Here is an 18,500-nt window from a genome sequence, read left to right as displayed (position 1 = left end):
GCGGCTAGTACACACGTCGGGAGCAGCGCACCGGACCAATCACCCCACTGTGAGGTGCATCACCATTAGGCTGGGGCTGCCCGCAGGTAGACCGACGTCGCTCTTTGGGGGTAACCATGCAGGACGCACTGACGAAGATCACCGACACACTCAGCGCGGTGCGGGTGATGGCGCGCTCCGGCCTCATCCCGTTCCCACGCGTCGACGAGGGCGTCGGAGTGCTGTTGGCCGTCAGCAAGTACGGGCCGTTCGCGGGATCCGTCCACGCCCGCGCCGCCCACGGCCACGGTCGCGTCGCGATCATCGACGAACGCGGTCCACTCACGTACCGGCAACTCGAGGAACAGTCCAACGCGCTGGTTCGGGCATGGCAGGCCGAGGGCATCGGCGTCGGCTCCTGCGTCGGCGCCATGTGCCGCAACCACCGCGGCCTCATCCTCACGATGCTCGCCGCCGCGAAGAGCGGGGTGCGTCTGGTCATGATGAACACCGGCTTCGCCCGCCCCCAACTGGTCGACGTCGCGGCGAGGGAGGGCGTGCACCACTTCGTCTTCGACAGCGAGTTCGCCGACATCGCCGACGCGCTGCCCTCCGACGTCACCCCATTCCTGTCGTGGGTGGACCAGGCGCCGCCCACTCCCCCGGCCGAGACACCGCCGCGCACCCTCGACGCCCTCATCGCCGGGCAGTCCACCGAACCGGTGCCCGCGCCGAAGGACCACGGCGTCTTCATCCTGCTCACCAGCGGAACAACTGGCACCCCCAAGGGCGCGCCCCGCGGGCGCACGTCACCGTTCGTCACCGCACAGTTCCTCGATCGAATCCCGTTGCGCCCCAAGCAGACCATGCTGATGACCGCGCCCGCATTCCACGGCACCGGCATCTCGCAGCTGGGCCTGGGCCTGGCACTCGAGAACACCGTCGTCATGCAGCGTCGCTTCGACCCCGAGACCACCGTCCACCTACTCGCCGAACACCACGCCGACACCATGGTGCTGGTACCGACCATGCTGCAGCGGATCATCGACCTCGGCCCCGAGGTGCTCTCGAAGTACGACACCTCCTCGCTGAAGGTGATCTTCGCGGCCGGTTCGGCCATCGCCCCCGACCTGTCCATCCGCACCCAGCAGGCGTTCGGGAAGGTGCTCTACAACTTCTACGGCTCCACCGAGGTCGCCGCCGTCACCATCGCCACCCCCGACGACCTCGAGCGCGCCCCCGGCACCGCCGGACGCGTGCCGGCCACCTGCCACATCGCGCTGATCGACGACGACGGCAACAAGATCACCGAACCCGACGTCGTCGGCCGCATCTTCGCCAAGAGCGGACTGAGCTTCGAGGGCTACACCGACGGCCGCGACAAGCAGCGCATCGACGGCATGCTCTCCACCGGAGACGTCGGGCACTTCGACCGCGACGGCCTGCTGTTCGTCGACGGCCGCGACGACGACATGATCGTCTCCGGCGGCGAGAACGTGTACCCGCTCGAGGTGGAGAACCTCATCACCGAACGCCCCGACGTCCTCGAGGCCGCGGTGATCGGCGTCGAGGACGACGAGTTCGGCCACCGCCTACGCGCATTCGTCGTGCCCGCGGCGTCGTCGGCGCGGGACGCGAGCGAGATCCGCACGCACGTGAAGTCGAACCTCGCCCGCTACAAGGTGCCGCGCGACGTCATCTTCATCGAGGAGCTGCCCCGCAACGCCACCGGCAAGCTTCTGCGCCGGGTGCTGATCGAGATGGAAGTCGAGCCCGAGTAACACTCCGGGACACACAAAAGCGAAGAACCCCCGTCCAGAATCCGGACGGGGGTTCTCCATTGGTAGCGGGGACAGGATTTGAACCTGCGACCTCTGGGTTATGAGCCCAGCGAGCTACCGAGCTGCTCCACCCCGCGTTGCATGAACGAAGTTACACGAGCCGGGGAACGGAAGGCAAATCGCCTGCGGCAGGACCGAATCGAGTGTCCGGCAATCCGAGATTGCACCCGCGGTCGTGACGCAGTTCACGAAAACCCGGTAATCCATCTCACATAACGCGCATGTAACGCTCCGGCCGCGATACGGCAACGGGCCGTCACGACCTGCGGAAACGCGCCGACCGCCGGCCGGGAAACGGGTCGACCGGCCCGTTTCATCGAGGTGACCGGCCGCGGATCACTGACGTACGTTCGTGATCAGCTCGTGATGTTCGAGTGGAGGACCGACCCGCCGCTGCCAGCTCTGCCCCCGCGGGATCGGACACAACCAAACCCTTCGAGGGGCAGGGACGCGAAAGATCGCACGCCCGGGAAGACGACCACGTCGCCCGCAGGCCGCTCGCGTCGGCGCAGGAGAGGATCCACCCCGCATGACCAACGTCAGCTTCAGTAAGCGCGCCCTCGGCTGGGCCGCCATGACCGGCGCCCTCGTCGCCGTCCCGTTCGGCCTGTCGACCGGCACCGCCTCCGCCGCCACCCACAACTGGGACGGCGTCGCGCAGTGCGAGAGCGGCGGCAACTGGGCCATCCACACCGGCAACGGCTACTCCGGCGGCCTGCAGTTCTCGCAGAGCACCTGGACCGCCAACGGCGGCACCGGCTCACCGCACAACGCGTCCAAGGAAGAGCAGATCCGCGTCGCCGAGAACACCCTCGCCTCGCAGGGCCCCGGCGCCTGGCCCACCTGCGGCCAGTACCTGACCGAGGCCGCCCCCGAGCCCGCTCCGGCACCCGCACCCGCACCGATCGCCGAGCCCGTCCCGGCCCCCGCCGTCGTCGGCCAGGTGCACGCGGAGTGGCGCGTCGCCGCCGCCGGATACGTGGACCAGGCCCTGCAGGTCGCCGGCGACACCGCCGCCCAGCACGGCTACGCCGACCAGTTCCAGCAGCTCCTCGATCAGCACGGCAGCACCATCGCCGACGTGAAGGCCGCGCTCACCAACTAGGCCCGCAAGCTGAAGGGACCCTTCGCGCGCTCGCAGCGCACGAAGGGTCCCTTCAGCTCGTCTCGGGTCGGGATCTACCGATCAGCGACTGGCCGTCTGGTAGTCCTGAACAGCCTTCTGCAGCCGGTCGAGCGCGTCACCGTAGGCCTTGAAGTCGCCGCCCTGCTGCGCAGTCTGCAGATTCTTCAGCGCCGCATCCAGTTCCGCGACCGCGGCCTCCTTGTTCGGGGCCTGGCCGCCCTGCGGCGGTGCCGGCGTCGGCGTGGTCGGGGCAGTCTGCCCGTTCTGTTCCGGCTGGGACGGACCCTGTTCGCCGCTCGGCGCCGTGGCCACGTTCCCGGTCCCGGAGCCGAACACCTGATCCAGGGCCTCCGCCAGCGTCGGCGCGTAGCCGACCCGGATGCCCGTCGTGTCGGTGAAACTGACCAGGACGCGCGCCAACTGCGGGAAGGCATTGGCCGAGTTGCGCTGCGTGTACAGCGGTTCGACGTACAGGATGCCGCCGTCCGCGATCGGCAGCGTCAGCAGGTTGCCGTAGATGAGCTTGTTGGACTGCTTGAGCAACGACAGTTCGCTCGCCACTCGCGGATCCGACGTCATCGCCGACTGCGCCTGCTGTGGGCCCTGTGTCTGGGTGTTCGTCGGCAACTGCAACACCCGGAACTTGCCGTAGTTCTCCGGGTCCGACTGCACCGAGATATAGGCGGACAGCAACTCACGCTGGTAGCCCACCATCGGGCTGGTCAGCACGAACTGCGGCTTCGCGGTATCCGGGTTGCCGGACAGCACGTAGTACGGCGGCTGGTTCTTGTCGGTATCCACCGTCGGATCACTGGGCACCGACCAGAACGCGTTGTTACTGAAGAACTCGCCCGGATCGTCCACGTGGTACTTCGCGAGCATCTCGCGCTGGACCTTGAACAGATCCTCGGGGTAGCGGAAGTGCGCACGCAGGTCGTCGGTGACCGCGGACTTGGGCTGCACCGAGTCCGGGAACACCCCCATCCACGCCTTGAGCACCGGGTCCTGGTCGTCCACCTGGTACAGCGTGACGGTGCCGTCGTACGCGTCGACGGTCGCCTTCACCGAGTTCCGGATGTACGAGACCTCCTTCTTCGGCAGCATCCGTCCCGTTGCCTGGTTGGTGCTGTCCTGCACCAATCCCTCGAGCGACGAACGCTGCGCGTACGGGTAGTTGTCGAGCGTGGTGTACCCGTCGACGATCCACTGCATGCGCCCGTTCACCACGGCCGGGTACACGGTGCCGTCCGTGGTGAGCCACGGCGCCACCTTGTTGACGCGCTCCGCCGGGTCGCGGTTGTAGATGATCTTCGAATCCGACCCGATGGCACCGGAGAACAGGATGTTGCGCTCGGTGTACTTGGCAGCGAAGGCAAGCCGGTTGAACCAGTTACCGATCCCGACGCCGCCCTCACCGGTGTAGGTGTACTTCTGCGAGTCGGTGTCGTATTCGCGCGGCGCGCTGCCGGGCGCGCCACCGACGATCGCGTAGTCCGCATCCGACGACGCGATGACCGGGCCGTAGTAGGTGCGCGGGTTCTCGACCTCGAGCGCCGGGTCCGCCGGCTTGGTCTCCAGGTCGCTGACGCTGTAGATCGGGTAGCCGCCGGTGTTGTTCTGGGTGTCGCCGCTGACCGCCGTCACCTGGTTGGCGTAGGCCGCGACGAAGCCGTTGCCGTGCGTGTAGACGGTGTGCTTGTTGATCCAGTCCGTCTGGTTGCCCTGCAGGCTCGACGGGGACAGCTCACGCGCCGCGACCACGAAGTCACGCAGCTCACCGTTCATCTCATAGCGGTCGATGTTGAGGGACTTCGGGAATCCGTAGAAGTTCTTCAACTGCTGCTGCGCGGTGAACGTGGGCGAGAGGACGTTGGGGTCGAGCAGACGCGTGTTCGCGATCGTCGTGACGTCCGCCGGCACGTCCTTGGGCTGCTTCTTCGTCGAGCCCGGGTAGGGCACGTATTCGACGGTCTCGTCGGTGATCCCGTACGCCTGCCGGGTGGCCGCGATGTTCCGTTCGATGTACGCGCGTTCCTTGTCGGCCGCGTTCGGCTTGACCGAGAACTGCTCGACGATCAGCGGGTACACCGCACCGACCAGGATCGACGAGAACACCAGCAACACCACTGCCATCGCCGGGATGCGCAGGTCGCGCAGGAAGATCGCCGCGAAGAACGCGATGGCACAGATGATCGCGATCGCCATCAGGATCAGTTTGGCCGGCAGGACCGCGTTGATGTCGGTGTAACCGGCACCGGTGAACGTGGGCTCCTTACGACTACTGGAGAGCAGCGCGTACCGGTCGAACCAGTACGACACCGCTTTGAGCAGCACGAAGGTGCCCGCGAGGACCGCCAACTGCACCCGCGCCGACCGCGTCAGCGCGCCCTGACGGCCGCTGAGCCGCAGCCCGCCGAAGATGTAGTGCGTCACCAGGCTCGCGAAGAACGCGATGACCACCGCAACGAACAACCAGTTCAGGACGAACTGGTAGAACGGCAGGTCGAACGCGTAGAAGCCGATGTCCTTGCCGAACTGCGGGTCGGTGATCCCGAACGAGGAGCCGTTGAAGAACATCTGCACGGTCGACCAGCTCGCCTGCCCGACCAGACCCGCGAACAGGCCGATCACGACCGGAATGCCGATCCCGAACAGCTTCTGGCGGGTCATCACCGCAGTGCGGTACCGCGCCACGGGATCGTTCGCGCCCGGCGAGGGCAGGAACATCGGCCGGGACCGGTAGGCCAGCAGCAACGCCAGCCACACGATCGCGCCGACGACCAGCCCGACGATCAGGAACAACGCGATCCGGGTGATCAGTACCTTGCTGAACACAGTCCGGAAGTCGACCTCACCGAACCACAGCCAGTCGGTATAGATGTCGATGAATCGAGGGCCGACCAGCAACAGTGCTGCGGCGACCAACGCCAGAACCAGCAGCACACGTGTGCGTTTCGACAACGAAGGTAAACCGGCGGGGGGCCGCATGCCCACTTGCCACTCTCCCAACAATCCGGCGACGCCTTCGCGCCGCAGCCAATGGCACCGTCCAGCGTCACCTGGGAGTGACCGTTTCGTCCCACTCTACGTAACCGACCGGCCATGTCGCGCCAGCGACCGAGCCGCGCCTCCGTTACGCCATGGTGCAAGGATAAGGACGTGATCGATAGCGATGGCGGGTTCTACGGGGATCACTTCCCCGGGAACGGCGCGAATGTGAGCCTGTCCAGCGAGTCTTTGAGCCGATGTGTGCAGGAAGTGGTGGAGTTCGTCGACGCCGGCGGCTGGGGTCAGCCGCCCACGATGTTCGCTATCGTCCCCACCGCACTGGTCGCCGCGGCCGAGCCCGCGCTGCTCGATCAGCTCGCCGACGGCGCCGAACTGACGCCCATCGAGCAGGCCGCCCTGCCCGACGACGTCGAAGGCGGCTCCCCCGCACTCGACGAGTTCCTCGCCACGACCAGCTGGCCGTCGGAGGTGGTCGGCTGCGCCCTCGTGCAGGAGATCATCGTCCTACCGCCCGACGCCGAGTCCGACCTCGACGATGCGCTCACGCCGCTACTCGCCGACCGGCACGCCGCCGACGCGGCCGCGCGGGCAGCCGCCGAATCCCATCCGGAGCGCCGCGAGGCCCGGCTGATCGCCGCTGTCCTGCGCGACGGTCCGTCGCTGGCGCTGCTCCAGATGCGCCCGGACGAGGACAGCGACCCGTACGAGGGCATCGAGCTGCTCACCTACGACAACCTGGCACCGAACCTGGTCGGCGCGCTGTACGCGACGCTCGACGCCACCGAGGATTAACGAGGATCGAGCGGCCTGAACGGGCTGGACAGTCCAGGCCGCCCGAGCCGCGCCGCCGGGCCACTCAGCAGCTCGGGGCGGTGCCGCCGGTGTTGATCGCGGCGAGGGCGTCGATGGCACCGCTCAGGGTCTCGACCTTCACCAGCGTCAGCCCGTCCGGCTTGTTCGCGAGAGCCTCGTCGCAGTTCTTGGCGGGGACCAGGAACGTCGTCGCGCCCGCCTCCTCGGCCGCGGTCAGCTTGTACGGGATGCCGCCGATCGGTCCCACGTCGCCGTCGGGGTCGATCGTGCCGGTACCGGCGACGAACTTGCCGCCGTTGAGTTCGCCGGGGCTGAGCTTGTCGACGACGGCGAGGCTGAACATCAGACCGGCCGAGGGGCCACCGATGTCGGCGAGGTTGAAGTCGATCGTGAACGGCACGTTCGGCACCTCCTTGGCACCGACGCCGAGATAGCCGCGGTTCGCGTCCTCGGCGGAAGCTCCGTCGGCCTGCGGCTTGGACCCGAGCGTTACCGGCGTCGTGGTCTCCACTCCGTCGCGCACGTACGTGATGTCGACGGTGGTTCCGGCCCCGGCGGCGCCGACCGCGTCCTGCAGTCCCTGCACGGTGTCGACCGGGGTAGCGCCGACGCGCAGCACCACGTCGCCCTCACGCAGCACACCGGCGGCCGGCCCGTTCGGGCCGACCGTCCCGATCTCCACCGCGACCGGCAGGTTCAGGTACCGCAGCGCCGCCAGTTCGGCGGCGTTCTCGGAGTTGGCGAACTGCGCGGCGTTCTCCTCCTGCACCTCGTCCTTCGACTTCTGCGGCGGGTACACCTCCTCACGCGGCACCAGCCCCTGACGTCCGCTCGCCCACAGGCCGAGCGCGTCGAACAACGTGAGCTTGTCGCGCACCGCGACCGTCGTCATGTTGAGGTTTCCGCTGGTGGGGTCCACCGCGGTGCCCTCGATGTCGACCACCGGTTCGTCGTCCACCTCGCCGAGCGTGTTGAACGTCGGGCCGGGACCGAGCGCGACGAACGGCACCTTCACCGTCGTCCCGAGGACTCCCAGCGCCACAACCGGGGTCAACGCTGCCAGCAGGGTTACGATCCGTCGGTTCACCAGGCCCAGGATAGAGCGCCTGCGGTGACGACCCTCGGAACCCTCGGCGGTGTTCGCCGTGAGCGTGATCTCCGTACGGGCCATGCGCGGTCGCGCCTTGTACCGTTGAACTATGAGCGATCTGCCCTTTGGCTTCTCCAACTCCGACGACGACCCGGACCACAAGAAGGATCCGACGGGCCGCGAACAAGGCGGGGGTCAGGGTGGACCGGGAGGGATGCCGTTCGGCTTCGATCCGAGCGCCTTCGGCGCCGCCGGCGGACCCGGCGGTGGTGGTTTCGATCCGGCCGCGCTCGGCCAGATGCTCAGCCAGTTCGGCCAGATGCTCAGCGGCATGGGCAGCGCGATGGGCACCGGCCAGGCCGGTCCCGTCAACTACGACATCGCGAAGAACCTCGCGCGCCAGCAGATGGGCACGATCACCCCCATCACGGAGGGCACCGCGTCGGCCGTCGCCGACGCCTCCCGCCTCGCCGAGCTCTGGCTGGACGGCGCCACGACGCTGCCGGCCGGCGCCACCCGGACCGTCGCATGGACGCCCAACGACTGGCTCGACGGCACCCTCGACACGTGGAAGCGCCTGTGCGACCCCGTCGCCGAGCAGGTCTCCGGCATGTGGGTCCAGGGCCTGCCCGAGGAAGCCCGCAACATGATCGGCCCGATGGCCGGGATGCTCACCCAGATGGGCGGACTCACGTTCGGCTCGCAGCTCGGTCAGGCACTGGGCCAGCTGTCGAAGGAGGTTCTCACCTCCACGGACATCGGGTTGCCCCTCGGCCCCGCAGGGACCGGCGCGCTGCTACCCGCCGCGATCGAGGCGTTCAGCGAGGGTCTCGAGCAGCCGCACCGCGAGGTGCTCGTCTTCATCGCCGCCCGCGAGGCCGCCTACCAGCGCCTCTACGCGCACGTGCCGTGGCTGCGGCAGCGTCTGCTCGCCACCGTCGAGGACTACGCGCGCGGCATCAAGATGGACTTCTCCGCGATCGAGGAGGCCGCACAGGGCCTCGACCCGTCCGCGCTGACCGACCCGTCGCAGATCGAGAAGATCCTGCAACAGGGCGCCTTCGAGCCGCAGACCACGCCCGAGCAGAAGCAGGCACTCGAACGTCTCGAGACGCTGCTCGCGCTGGTCGAGGGCTGGGTGGAGACCGTCGTCACCGAGGCTCTCGGGGAACGGCTCCCCGGCGTCGCCGCCCTCACCGAGACCCTGCGCCGTCGCCGCGCCACCGGCGGGCCGGCCGAGCAGACGTTCGCAACCCTGGTCGGACTCGAACTGCGGCCCCGCAAGGTGCGCGAGGCCGCGCAGCTGTGGCGTCGACTCACTGCCGACACCGGCGTCGACGCCCGCGACGGCGTGTGGGCGCACCCGGACCTGTTGCCCGACTCCTCGGACCTCGACAACCCCGCCGCGTTCGTCGACCGGATCCTCGGCGGCGACTCGGGCACCTTCCACGACCCTATCGCGCAGCTCGAGCAGACCGAGGCCCGTGAGCGGGAAGAGAAGAACCGTGAGAGCGGCACCGGCACCACCGATACCGAGGGCGACTCCTAACCTGTAGGGCTCGCGATGTCGTCGGCGGCTGCGCAGTCGTCGACAACGTCCACCAGACCCGGCTGCCGGGTGACGACGGCGTACGCCTCCAGGTAGCCCATCGCGCGCTCCGTACGCGGGTAGCGGCGCACCTCGCTCCAGAACCGGTCGTTGTGCCCGCCCGCCACGTACAGGTGTACCAGTTCGTGGACCAGCACATAGTCCAGGACGTACGACGGCACCGTCCGCAGCAACTCGCTGACCCGGATGGTGCCGTCGGTGGGCGTGCACGACGCCCACCGGGTCTTCATCGACGGCACCCAGCGCACCGAGACCGGGGCCGCGGCGCCGCCCAGCCACCGCGCGGACAGTCGAGCGCACCGCTCGGTCAGCTCGACGTCGCTGCGTTCGGCCCGCGCCGCGGCACGGCGGTCGGCGCGCTCGAGCTTTCCGAGCATCTCCGCGACCAGGTCGGCCTCGGCCCTCTTCGACAGCCCGGTCGGCATCAGCACGACCACCTTGTCGCCCTCGCGGCGCGCGCTCACCGTCCGTCGTCGGCGGGCGCTGCGCCGGATCTCGACCTCCGGCAGGTCGCCGTCGATACTCGCTGGCCCAGTCACGGGGCACCACGCTAGCGGCCCGCTCCGACACCGCCGTCGGCGCATTTCGGACGAATCCGCGCCGGCACCCGAAACCCCACGTCAACCTGCGTGCAGACCTGTGGACAACGGGTCCCGTGCGGGGGTTCGGCGGGCCCGGAGGTGAGATCGTCCCCCACATGACACGCGTATCCGTCGCGCGCACCAGCCGACCCGCACTCGATCCGCGGCTGCCCATCGTGATCCGTCCCAGCGGCCGCATCCAGATCGGCTGGGACCCCGACACCGCGCTGATCCTCACCCCACCCGAATCGGTCGAGCCATCGGCGCTCGTCGCCGTGCTCCACCTGCTCGACGGCCGCACCTCCCGCCCCAACGTCGTGTGGCGCGCCGTCGAGCACGGCATCACGCCCACCGACATGTCGATGCTGCTCGCAGAGCTCGACGACGCCGGGCTGCTCCGGGCCTCGGTCCCCCGCGAGGACGCGCCCCCGGCCATCCGCGTCCACGGGCGCGGCCCGCTCGCGGACACGATCGCCACCGGCCTGGGGTCGGGCCGGGCCCGGGTGTCCCGATCCACCCACTTCACCGCCGACACCGACGTCACGCGGTGGAACTGCACGTGTGTGGTCCTCACCGACGATCTCATCGCCGACCCGCGCCTGGTGGAGGCGCTCCTCGACGCCCGCATCCCGCACCTGCAGGTCCGGCTGCGCGACGGCCGGGGCGTGGTGGGGCCGCTGGTCCTCCCGGGCAGCACCAGCTGCCTGCGGTGCGCCGACCTCACCCGCTGCGCCGCCGACGAGGAATGGCCGCACGTGGCGGCGCAACTGCTGGGCCGGGTCGGGCACGCGAGCCCGGCGACCGTCATGGCCACCGCCGCCGTCGCCCTCGGGCAGCTGGAGCTCGCGCTGTCGGGCGCGTCCCACCCGGTGCCCGCGAGCCTCGACGCGACCCTGGAGATCGACCTGGTCAGCCACCGATTCTCGGTCCGGCCGTGGCCACGGAACCCGCGGTGTGGATGCTCACGTTCGGCAATGTTCTTGGACGAACCCCCGAATCTTCGGCCATGATGGTCTGGTGCCCGACATTCCCCGCAGAAGCTCCGCCCGCACCGCCAAGCTCGCGAGCATTCCGCTGGGTATCGCCGGACGGGCCGCGATGGGCTTCGGCCGAAGGCTCGCCGGAGGCGACAAGGACGAGATCGACGCGCAGCTGACCGCGAAGGCCGCCGAGCAGCTGTTCACGGTGCTCGGCGAGCTCAAGGGCGGCGCGATGAAGCTCGGGCAGGCGCTCAGCGTGATGGAGGCCGCGATCCCCGAGGAGTTCGCCGAGCCGTACCGCGAGGCACTCACCAAGCTGCAGGCCGAGGCGCCCCCGCTGCCCGCGAGGCAGGTGCACCGGGTGCTGGACCAGCAACTGGGCACCAAGTGGCACGAGCGGTTCGCCGAGTTCGACGACACCCCCACCGCGTCCGCCAGCATCGGCCAGGTCCACCGCGCCGTGTGGTCGGACGGTCGCGAGGTGGCGGTCAAGGTCCAGTACCCGGGTGCCGACGAGGCCCTGCGCGCCGACCTGAAGACGCTGTCCCGGTTCGCGGGCCTGTTCACCTCGGTGATGCCGGGTACCGACATCAAGCCGGTCCTCGACGAGCTCAGCGCCCGCACCGAGGAGGAACTGGACTACCGCATCGAGGCCGACAACCAGCGCGCGTTCGCGAAGGTGTTCGACGGCGACCCGAAGTTCGTGGTGCCGCACGTGGTGGCCAGCGCGCCGAAGGTGGTCGTCACCGAGTGGATGGCCGCGACCCCGCTGTCGGCGATCATCAGCAGCGGCACCACCGAGCAGCGCAACACCGCGGGCGCGCTGCTCGCGGAGTTCCACTTCGTCTCCCCCGCCCGCGTCGGACTGCTGCACTGCGATCCGCACCCCGGCAACTTCATGCTGCACGACGACGGACGTCTCGGGATCATCGACTTCGGCGCCACCGCGCCGATGCCGGAAGGGCTGCCGCCGGTGCTGGGCCGGATGGTGCGCCTGTCACTGAACGAGCAGTTCGACGAACTCACGGAACTGTTGCGCGACAACGGTTTCGTGCTACCCGGACGCACCGTCACCGATCAGGAGATCGCCGACTACCTGCGCCCGTTCACCGACCCGATCCGCACCGAGTCGTTCCACTTCACCCGCGCCTGGCTGCAGAAGGCCGCCGGAACCGCGACGGACTTCTCGAGTGCACAGTTCCGCACCGCCCGGGCGCTCAACCTGCCGGCCGAGTACGTGATGATCTTCCGAGTGCTACTCGGCTCCGTCGGCATCTGCGCACAGCTGGACGCCTACGCGCCGTACATGGCGATCCTCACCCGATGGCTGCCCGGGTTCACCGACGATCCTGGAAACGCCCCTGTCGACGATCTCACCGAGAGCCTCGACGGCGCATAGGCCCCGATACCCGAGACTGCTGCGCCTCCGACCGTGCCCGTGGGCATCCGGAGATGGATGCCCACGGGCACGGTCGTTGCTCGCTGTCAGGCACACACCAGGGTCTTCCCGGGCGTCGGGCTCTTCCGTGGCCGACCTCGTGGCCTCTTGCGTGCGATGACGACTCCCTGATCGAAGATCTCACCGCCCCAGACACCCCACGGCTCGGCACGGTCGAGCGCCGCGCTCAGGCACCGGCTGCGGATCGGGCACTGCGCGCACAGCGACTTGGCCTGCTCCAGGTCGGCGGGTGTCTCGGCGAACCACAGGTCGGGGTTCCCGACTCGGCAGGGCAACTGCTCCCGGAGTGCCGAGCCGACGACTGACAATCCGTTCGAAACGGTGCTGTTCTCGGTCTGTACTCGGCATGTCACGGTAGACACGTCTTCTCCTCTGTTTCGTTCGCGTATTTCGTTCGCGGCTGGTGCCGGCTGTCGGGGTTTCGCGAACCGCGGGCGAAGGCCTGGAGCGATGAAGCTCGAAACACGAAGGCCACGGTTCGCTGTGCGATCCGTGGCCTCGGGAGGAAGGGCGGGAGTGCCTACCGAATGAGAGTTCGGTGCCTGCTCCTGGACACGGATGCGGGGGCTGCTGCTGCACGTGCTGCTGCGCGGATCTCTGCTGCGCGCAGACGGATTGCGTGCGGTGCGCTCGCCGCGTACCTCGCGGCGGCCTCTTCGGCTGCGGGGAGGTATGCGCATGCGAATGCGGGCACCGATGCACGTGCCGCAGTTGCGTTCCAGTCGTTCATCGTTGCCACCTCCCTTTCATCTCGTTGCCGACATTGTCACCGCACACGAGTCTCCCCGTGGCGTGCAGTCCAGAGTATGCAACCCGAACAGACCACACAAGTTATTTTTGACCTGCGGTTTTACCGCGACGTAGCCGTCATGTCAGATCCAGCGCCGGCGCCGGGCGCTCGCCGCGGACCACCGCGAGGACCTCCTCGCCGAACCGTTCGAGCTTCTTGGCCCCGATCCCGGGGATCGCGACGAGGGCCTGATCGTCCTTCGGCTGCTGCTCGGCGATCGCCGTCAGCGTGTTGTCGCTGAACACCACGTACGCGGGAACCTTCAGCTCGCGCGACTTCTCCCGGCGCCAGTCCTTGAGCGCCTCGAACAGCTCGAAGTCCAGGTTCGACGGGCACGCCTCGCAGCGTCCCAGCATGGTGGACGCGGTCCCCATCAGCTGCTTGCCGCACACCCGGCAGCGTGGACGCTGCTTGCGGGACGGCGGCGGGGCGGCGACCTTCGACGCCGGCGAGTCGTCCGGGATCAGTCCGTGCAGGAACCGCGAGCGCCGGCGCGACTTGCGCCCGCCCTCGTTGCGGGCCAGCGCCCACGACAGCGCCAGATGCTCCCGCGGTCGCGTCACACCCACGTAGAGCAGGCGCCGCTCCTCCTCGACCCCGGCCTCGTCGTCGGGCGACTTGGAGTCGCCGAGGACGTGCGCGATCGGCAGGGTGCCCTCGGTGAGCCCGACCAGGAACACCGCGTCCCATTCGAGGCCCTTCGCGGCGTGCAGCGAGGCCAACGTCACGCCCTGCACGACCGGTGGGTGCCGGGACTCGGCGCGCGCCGCGAGCTCGGTCAGCAGCCCACCGAGCGTGAGCTGCGGGTCGTGCGCGAGCTGTTCCTCGGTGAGCGCCACCAGCGCGGTGAGCGATCCCCACCGCTCCCGCGCCTGCACACCGGCGGGTTCCTCGTCGGTGAGACCCAACGGGACGAGCACCGCCCGCACCAGGGTCACCAGCGACTCGCCGGAGTCGGCGCCGTCGGGGAGGTCGTCGCGGCCCGCCACCTGACGGAGCGCGTTGATGGCCTGCCGTACCTCCTGGCGGGTGAAGAATCCTTCGCCGCCGCGCACCTGGTACGGGATCCCGAGTTCGGTGAGCGCCTGCTCGTGGACCTCCGACTGCGCGTTGATCCGGTACAGCACCGCGATCTCCGCCGGCTCGACACCCTTGTCGATGAGCTTCTTGATCTGCCGTGCCACCGCGGCGGCCTCGGCGGGCTCGTCGTCGTACTCGGCGAACGTGGGCTCCGGCCCCGACGGCCGCTGCCCGATCAGTTGGAGCCGGGTTCCGGCGATGCGTCCGCGCGCGGCGCCGATGACCCCGTTGGCGAGCGCGACGACCTCCGGCGTGGACCGGTAGTCCCGTTCGAGGCGGACGACGGTGGCGTCCGGGAACCGACGCGAGAAGTCCAGCAGGTACTTCGGGGTGGCGCCGGTGAAGGAGTAGATGGTCTGGTTCGCGTCACCGACGACGGTGAGGTCGTCACGGTCGCCGAGCCACGCGTCGAGCACGCGCTGCTGCAGCGGTGTCACGTCCTGGTACTCGTCGACGACGAAGCAGCGGTATCGGTCCCGGAACTCCTGCGCGACCGCGGAGTGCTCCTCGAGCGCGGCGGCGGTGTGCAGCAGCAGGTCGTCGAAGTCGAGCAGCATGCCGTCGTAGTTGCGGGCCTTGAGTTCCTCGTAGCCGGTGTAGACCGCGGCGACCTTGGCGGCGTCGGCCGGAATGTCGCGTCGGGCACGCGCGGCGGCCGCCGCGTAATCCTCGGGTGCCACCAACGAGCCCTTGGCCCACTCGATCTCGCTCGCGAGGTCGCGGATCGATTCGGTGCTGGTGGACAGTCCCGCCCGGCTCGCGGCCTGCCCGACGATCTGGAACTTGCGGTCCAGGAGCTGCCAGTCGGTGTCGCCGATCACCTGCGGCCAGAAGTACTTGAGCTGGCGCAGGGCAGCGGCGTGGAACGTGCGGGCCTGCACCTGCGGGCCCCCGCCCCCGATGCCGAGGGCGCGCAGGCGTCCGCGCATCTCCCCGGCCGCACGCGCAGTGAACGTCACCGCCAGTACCTGCCCCGCCGACACGTGCCCGCCCGCGACGAGATGCGCGATCCGCCGCGTGATGGTCCGGGTCTTGCCGGTGCCGGCTCCCGCGAGGACGCAGACCGGGCCGCGCGGCGCGAGGACCGCGGCCGACTGCTGCGGATCCAGACCCTCGTCGGGCCGAGTTTCCGGGAAGGCATCCGCTGACATGCCGTCCATACTCTCAGGGCGCACCGACAGGGGCCGATCTCACCCGCTCGGATGTGACGTGCGCCCGCACGGGAACAGTCCGAACCGACCGTGGTGTTATAGGCGCCGTGACTACCGAAGCTCCCGCCCTGACCATGTACTCGACCACCTGGTGTGGATACTGCCGTCGCCTCAAGAAGCAGCTCGACGAGAACGGCATCTCGTACACCGAGATCGACATCGAGCACGATCCCGCGTCCGCCGACTTCGTCGGCAGCGTCAACGGCGGCAACCACGTCGTCCCCACCGTCAAGTACGCGGACGGCAGCACCGACACCAACCCGTCGCTCTCGCAGGTCAAGAAGGCCCTCGGGCTCTAGTCGGCTTTCGCCCAGGACTCGACCATCACCCGGGCGATCGAGATCGACCCGGGCAGCAGCAGTTCGGCATCGGACGCCTCGCGGGCACCGGATGCCCAGTCGCCCGCACCGAGCGCGGCCCGGACCTGGTCGCGGGTGAACCAGTGGGCCTCGGCGATCTCGCCGTCCGCGAATGTCAACGCGGCGGCGGGGTCGCCGACGGCCGCGAAACCGATCATCACCGACCGAGGGAACGGCCAGGGCTGGCTGCCCAGGTAGCGGACGTCGTGAACCTCGACGCCGACTTCTTCGCGGATCTCGCGGATCACGCACGTCTCGAGCGACTCCCCGGCCTCGACGAACCCTGCCAGGACCGAGAACATCCGCGGCGGCCAGCTGGGCTGGCGTGCCAGCAGCACCCGGTCCGCGCCGTCGTGGACGAGGCAGATCACGGCGGGATCGGTCCGCGGAAACTCCTCGTGCCCGGTGCTGCTGCTGATCCGCGACCATCCCGACATCGTCGGGATGGTCGGTGCGCCGTCGATGGCACTGAATCCGGCGTGGTCGTGCCAGTTCAGCAACGCGACAGCGGTGGTGGCCAGGCCGGCACTGGAATGGTCGAGACGGTGCCCGAGCATCCGCAGATCCCCCAGCTCACCGGTCATCGCCGGAACGCGGACCGCCCACACGTGGCGGTCACCGCGCAGTCCCAGGAACACTGCACCCGCGACCGGTTCCGCCGCCAGTGAGGTCGCCGGTTCCAGGACCATGTCGCCGTCGGCCACCCGGAACTGGCCGCGGTGGTTCACCCGCAGCAGCAACGCATCCGCCCAGTCGGCACGCAAAGCGTCGGTGTCCGAACGCAATTCCTCGGCTCGGTCGACGGCCGCGCGGGACAGCAGGGGTGTTTCGGTCAGTGTGAAGTCGGGCACGGCAACGACCCTACTGCGGTGCCCCGCGAGCAACCCGCATCCGACCCGCATCCGACCCGGACGATCAGTTGGCGACGCGCCGGATGTAGAGCAGAAGGTCGTCGGCCTCGACGGCGTCCACCTCGGGCGAACCGACCCGCAGCAGGCGGCCGTCGCGCACCACGCCGAGCACGATGTCCGACAGGTGCCGCGGCGAGCCGCCGACCTCCTCGGGCTCGACCTCGCGCTCGGCGATCGCGAACCCGGCCTCGGGCGTGAGCAGGTCCTCGACCATTTCCACGACACTCGGGGTGGTGCGGGCAATACCGAGCAACCGGCCGGCCGTCTCCGACGAGACCACCACCGAGTCGGCACCGGACTGGCGCAGCAGGTGGGCGTTGTCGGTCTCGCGGATGGCCGCGACGATCTTCGCCTTCGGCGCCAACTCGCGGGCGGTGAGCGTGACGAGCACCGCGGTGTCGTCGCGGTTCGCGGCCACGATGATCGACGCGGCGTTCTGCACCCCGGCGAGCCGCAGGACGTCCGACTTGGTGGCGGAGCCGTGCACGGTCACCAGCCCGAGACCGGCGGCGGTGTCCAGAACGGCCTGATCGGTGTCGACGACCACGATGTCCGACGGCACGATGCCGTCACCGAGCATCGCGTCGATGGCGGTGCGGCCCTTGGTGCCGAATCCGACGACGACGGTGTGGTTGCGCACGCGATGCCTCCAACGCTGAATCTTGAATGTCTGGCGGGAACTCTCGGTGAGCGCCGAGAGGGTGGTACCGACCAGCACGATGAGGAAGAAGATCCGGAGCGGCGTGATGACCAGGACGTTGATCAGTCGTGCTTCCGGGGTGATCGGGGTGATGTCGCCGTATCCCGTGGTGGACAGGGACACCGTCGCGTAGTAGATGCAGTCCAGCAGCGACAGGGGGTTTTCCTGCGCGTCCTTGTAGCCGTCCCGGTCGATGTAGACCACCACCACCGCGAGCGCCAGCGCTGCGAGGGCGTACGAGACGCGGCGCGCGATGGCCCGGGCCGGACTGGTCTGCATCTCCGGCACCTTGAGGACGCCGACGAGTGCAAAGTCCGGCCGATCCGTCAGCGTGTCCGAGTTCCGGAAACGCGCACTCAACCTACCGGGCATCCACTCGTTCCTATCGCCTTCTGGGTGTCGAACATCGGATCGCAGCCTAGCCGCGGTTGCCGGGATTGCGGAATGCCAGCCAAAAACACAGCAAAACCCAGCAAAACACACCAGAACCCGGCAGAACCCGAGCAATCCCGAACGTGCGGTGGCGGGTCGGCGCCCGGTCGGGCAGGGTGTCGGTATGCCGTTGAACCGGGACCGTTCGGGTCAAGTCCCCGCCATCCGCCTGGCCGCGCTCCTGTTCGGCTCGGGGATCCTCCATTTCGCGAAGCCCCAGCCGTTCGACGCGATCGTGCCCGCCGCACTGCCGGGCCGGGCGCGCACCTACACCTACGTCTCCGGCGTGGCCGAACTCGCGACCGCCGCCGCGCTCGCGGTGCCGCGGACGCGCCGACTCGGCGGCGCACTCGCCGCCGCCCTGTTCGTCGCGGTGTTCCCCGCGAACGTGCAGATGGCCGTCAGCTGGCTGCGGTCCGACCGTGTCTCGGCGCCCGCGAAGGCCGCCGCGGTGGCCCGGCTCCCCCTGCAGATCCCGCTGGTCACGCAGGCGCTGAAGGCCCGCCGCAACGCCCGGTGATCGGGCGGGC

15 protein-coding genes and 1 tRNA gene are annotated in these 18,500 nt (G+C 69.1%); 8 read left to right on the top strand and 8 right to left on the bottom strand.

Features of this window, described 5'->3' with window-relative positions; all coding sequences use genetic code 11:
- Positions 1 to 116: 116 nt before the first annotated feature.
- The gene (locus tag J2X34_RS21905; RefSeq protein WP_429519765.1) at positions 117 to 1,760 is read left to right on the top strand and encodes an acyl-CoA synthetase; all 1,644 of its coding nucleotides are present in this window, start codon (positions 117 to 119) and stop codon (positions 1,758 to 1,760) included.
- Between the two features lie 60 nt (positions 1,761 to 1,820).
- Here the strand turns inward: J2X34_RS21905 and J2X34_RS21900 are convergent.
- Positions 1,821 to 1,897, bottom strand: a tRNA-Met gene (locus J2X34_RS21900).
- A gap of 452 nt (positions 1,898 to 2,349) precedes the next feature.
- Here J2X34_RS21900 and J2X34_RS21895 point away from each other — a divergent pair.
- Positions 2,350 to 2,925, top strand: a complete 576-nt coding sequence (locus J2X34_RS21895; protein ID WP_429519764.1) for a transglycosylase family protein — start codon at positions 2,350 to 2,352, stop codon at positions 2,923 to 2,925.
- A gap of 81 nt (positions 2,926 to 3,006) precedes the next feature.
- Here the strand turns inward: J2X34_RS21895 and J2X34_RS21890 are convergent, their stop codons facing one another.
- On the bottom strand, positions 3,007 to 5,940 hold the full coding sequence (locus tag J2X34_RS21890) for a UPF0182 family protein (RefSeq protein ID WP_429519763.1): 2,934 nt from the start codon (positions 5,938 to 5,940) through the stop codon (positions 3,007 to 3,009).
- A 222-nt stretch (positions 5,941 to 6,162) separates the two neighbouring features.
- On the opposite strand from J2X34_RS21890, the gene J2X34_RS21885 reads away from it, so the two are divergent.
- Positions 6,163 to 6,747: a PPA1309 family protein gene (locus tag J2X34_RS21885; RefSeq protein ID WP_258557888.1), complete on the top strand. Its 585-nt coding sequence runs from the start codon at positions 6,163 to 6,165 to the stop codon at positions 6,745 to 6,747.
- A gap of 64 nt (positions 6,748 to 6,811) precedes the next feature.
- Here the strand turns inward: J2X34_RS21885 and J2X34_RS21880 are convergent, their stop codons facing one another.
- Complete coding sequence (locus tag J2X34_RS21880; protein ID WP_217487149.1) at positions 6,812 to 7,855, bottom strand: YlbL family protein; 1,044 nt, start codon at positions 7,853 to 7,855, stop codon at positions 6,812 to 6,814.
- Positions 7,856 to 7,967: 112 nt separating this feature from the next.
- On the opposite strand from J2X34_RS21880, the gene J2X34_RS21875 reads away from it, so the two are divergent.
- Complete coding sequence (locus tag J2X34_RS21875; RefSeq protein WP_174911851.1) at positions 7,968 to 9,407, top strand: zinc-dependent metalloprotease; 1,440 nt, start codon at positions 7,968 to 7,970, stop codon at positions 9,405 to 9,407.
- On the opposite strand, the gene J2X34_RS21870 is transcribed toward J2X34_RS21875, so the two are convergent.
- On the bottom strand, positions 9,404 to 10,006 hold the full coding sequence (locus J2X34_RS21870) for a M48 metallopeptidase family protein (RefSeq protein WP_258557881.1): 603 nt from the start codon (positions 10,004 to 10,006) through the stop codon (positions 9,404 to 9,406). The two genes, J2X34_RS21875 and J2X34_RS21870, sit on opposite strands and share 4 nt — an antisense overlap.
- A gap of 158 nt (positions 10,007 to 10,164) precedes the next feature.
- Between J2X34_RS21870 and J2X34_RS21865 the strand changes: the two genes are divergently transcribed.
- Both J2X34_RS21865 and J2X34_RS21860 read left to right on the top strand, forming a co-directional pair.
- The gene (locus J2X34_RS21865) at positions 10,165 to 11,058 is read left to right on the top strand and encodes a hypothetical protein (RefSeq protein WP_174911856.1); all 894 of its coding nucleotides are present in this window, start codon (positions 10,165 to 10,167) and stop codon (positions 11,056 to 11,058) included.
- Between the two features lie 7 nt (positions 11,059 to 11,065).
- A complete protein-coding gene (locus J2X34_RS21860; RefSeq protein ID WP_429519762.1) occupies positions 11,066 to 12,427 on the top strand; it encodes an ABC1 kinase family protein in 1,362 nt (453 codons plus the stop codon).
- Positions 12,428 to 12,513: 86 nt separating this feature from the next.
- Here J2X34_RS21860 and J2X34_RS21855 read toward each other — a convergent pair whose 3' ends face one another.
- Both J2X34_RS21855 and J2X34_RS21850 read right to left on the bottom strand, forming a co-directional pair.
- Positions 12,514 to 12,849 carry a WhiB family transcriptional regulator gene (locus J2X34_RS21855; RefSeq protein WP_397484712.1) on the bottom strand — a complete coding sequence of 112 codons (336 nt, stop codon included), beginning with the start codon at positions 12,847 to 12,849 and terminating at the stop codon, positions 12,514 to 12,516.
- A 505-nt stretch (positions 12,850 to 13,354) separates the two neighbouring features.
- Entirely contained in the window at positions 13,355 to 15,517 is a 2,163-nt protein-coding gene (locus tag J2X34_RS21850) for an ATP-dependent DNA helicase UvrD2 (RefSeq protein ID WP_181818772.1), read from the bottom strand.
- 125 nt (positions 15,518 to 15,642) lie between these two features.
- On the opposite strand from J2X34_RS21850, the gene J2X34_RS21845 reads away from it, so the two are divergent.
- The gene (locus J2X34_RS21845) at positions 15,643 to 15,867 is read left to right on the top strand and encodes a mycoredoxin (protein WP_114721985.1); all 225 of its coding nucleotides are present in this window, start codon (positions 15,643 to 15,645) and stop codon (positions 15,865 to 15,867) included.
- On the opposite strand, the gene nudC is transcribed toward J2X34_RS21845, so the two are convergent.
- Positions 15,864 to 16,829, bottom strand: a complete 966-nt coding sequence (gene nudC, locus J2X34_RS21840) for an NAD(+) diphosphatase (protein ID WP_397484711.1) — start codon at positions 16,827 to 16,829, stop codon at positions 15,864 to 15,866. The two genes, J2X34_RS21845 and nudC, sit on opposite strands and share 4 nt — an antisense overlap.
- 13 nt (positions 16,830 to 16,842) lie before the next feature.
- The gene (locus J2X34_RS21835) at positions 16,843 to 17,910 is read right to left on the bottom strand and encodes a potassium channel family protein (protein ID WP_114721983.1); all 1,068 of its coding nucleotides are present in this window, start codon (positions 17,908 to 17,910) and stop codon (positions 16,843 to 16,845) included.
- A 184-nt stretch (positions 17,911 to 18,094) separates the two neighbouring features.
- On the opposite strand from J2X34_RS21835, the gene J2X34_RS21830 reads away from it, so the two are divergent.
- A complete protein-coding gene (locus tag J2X34_RS21830) occupies positions 18,095 to 18,490 on the top strand; it encodes a DoxX family protein (protein ID WP_429519761.1) in 396 nt (131 codons plus the stop codon).
- Positions 18,491 to 18,500: the final 10 nt, after the last annotated feature.

Origin of the sequence: Rhodococcus sp. BE178 (assembly GCF_050433545.1) — a bacterium.
Taxonomy (GTDB): Bacteria; Actinomycetota; Actinomycetes; order Mycobacteriales; family Mycobacteriaceae; genus Prescottella.
The sequence above is the reverse complement of the archived record's forward strand: the minus strand, read 5'-3'. Positions and strand labels throughout refer to the sequence as shown.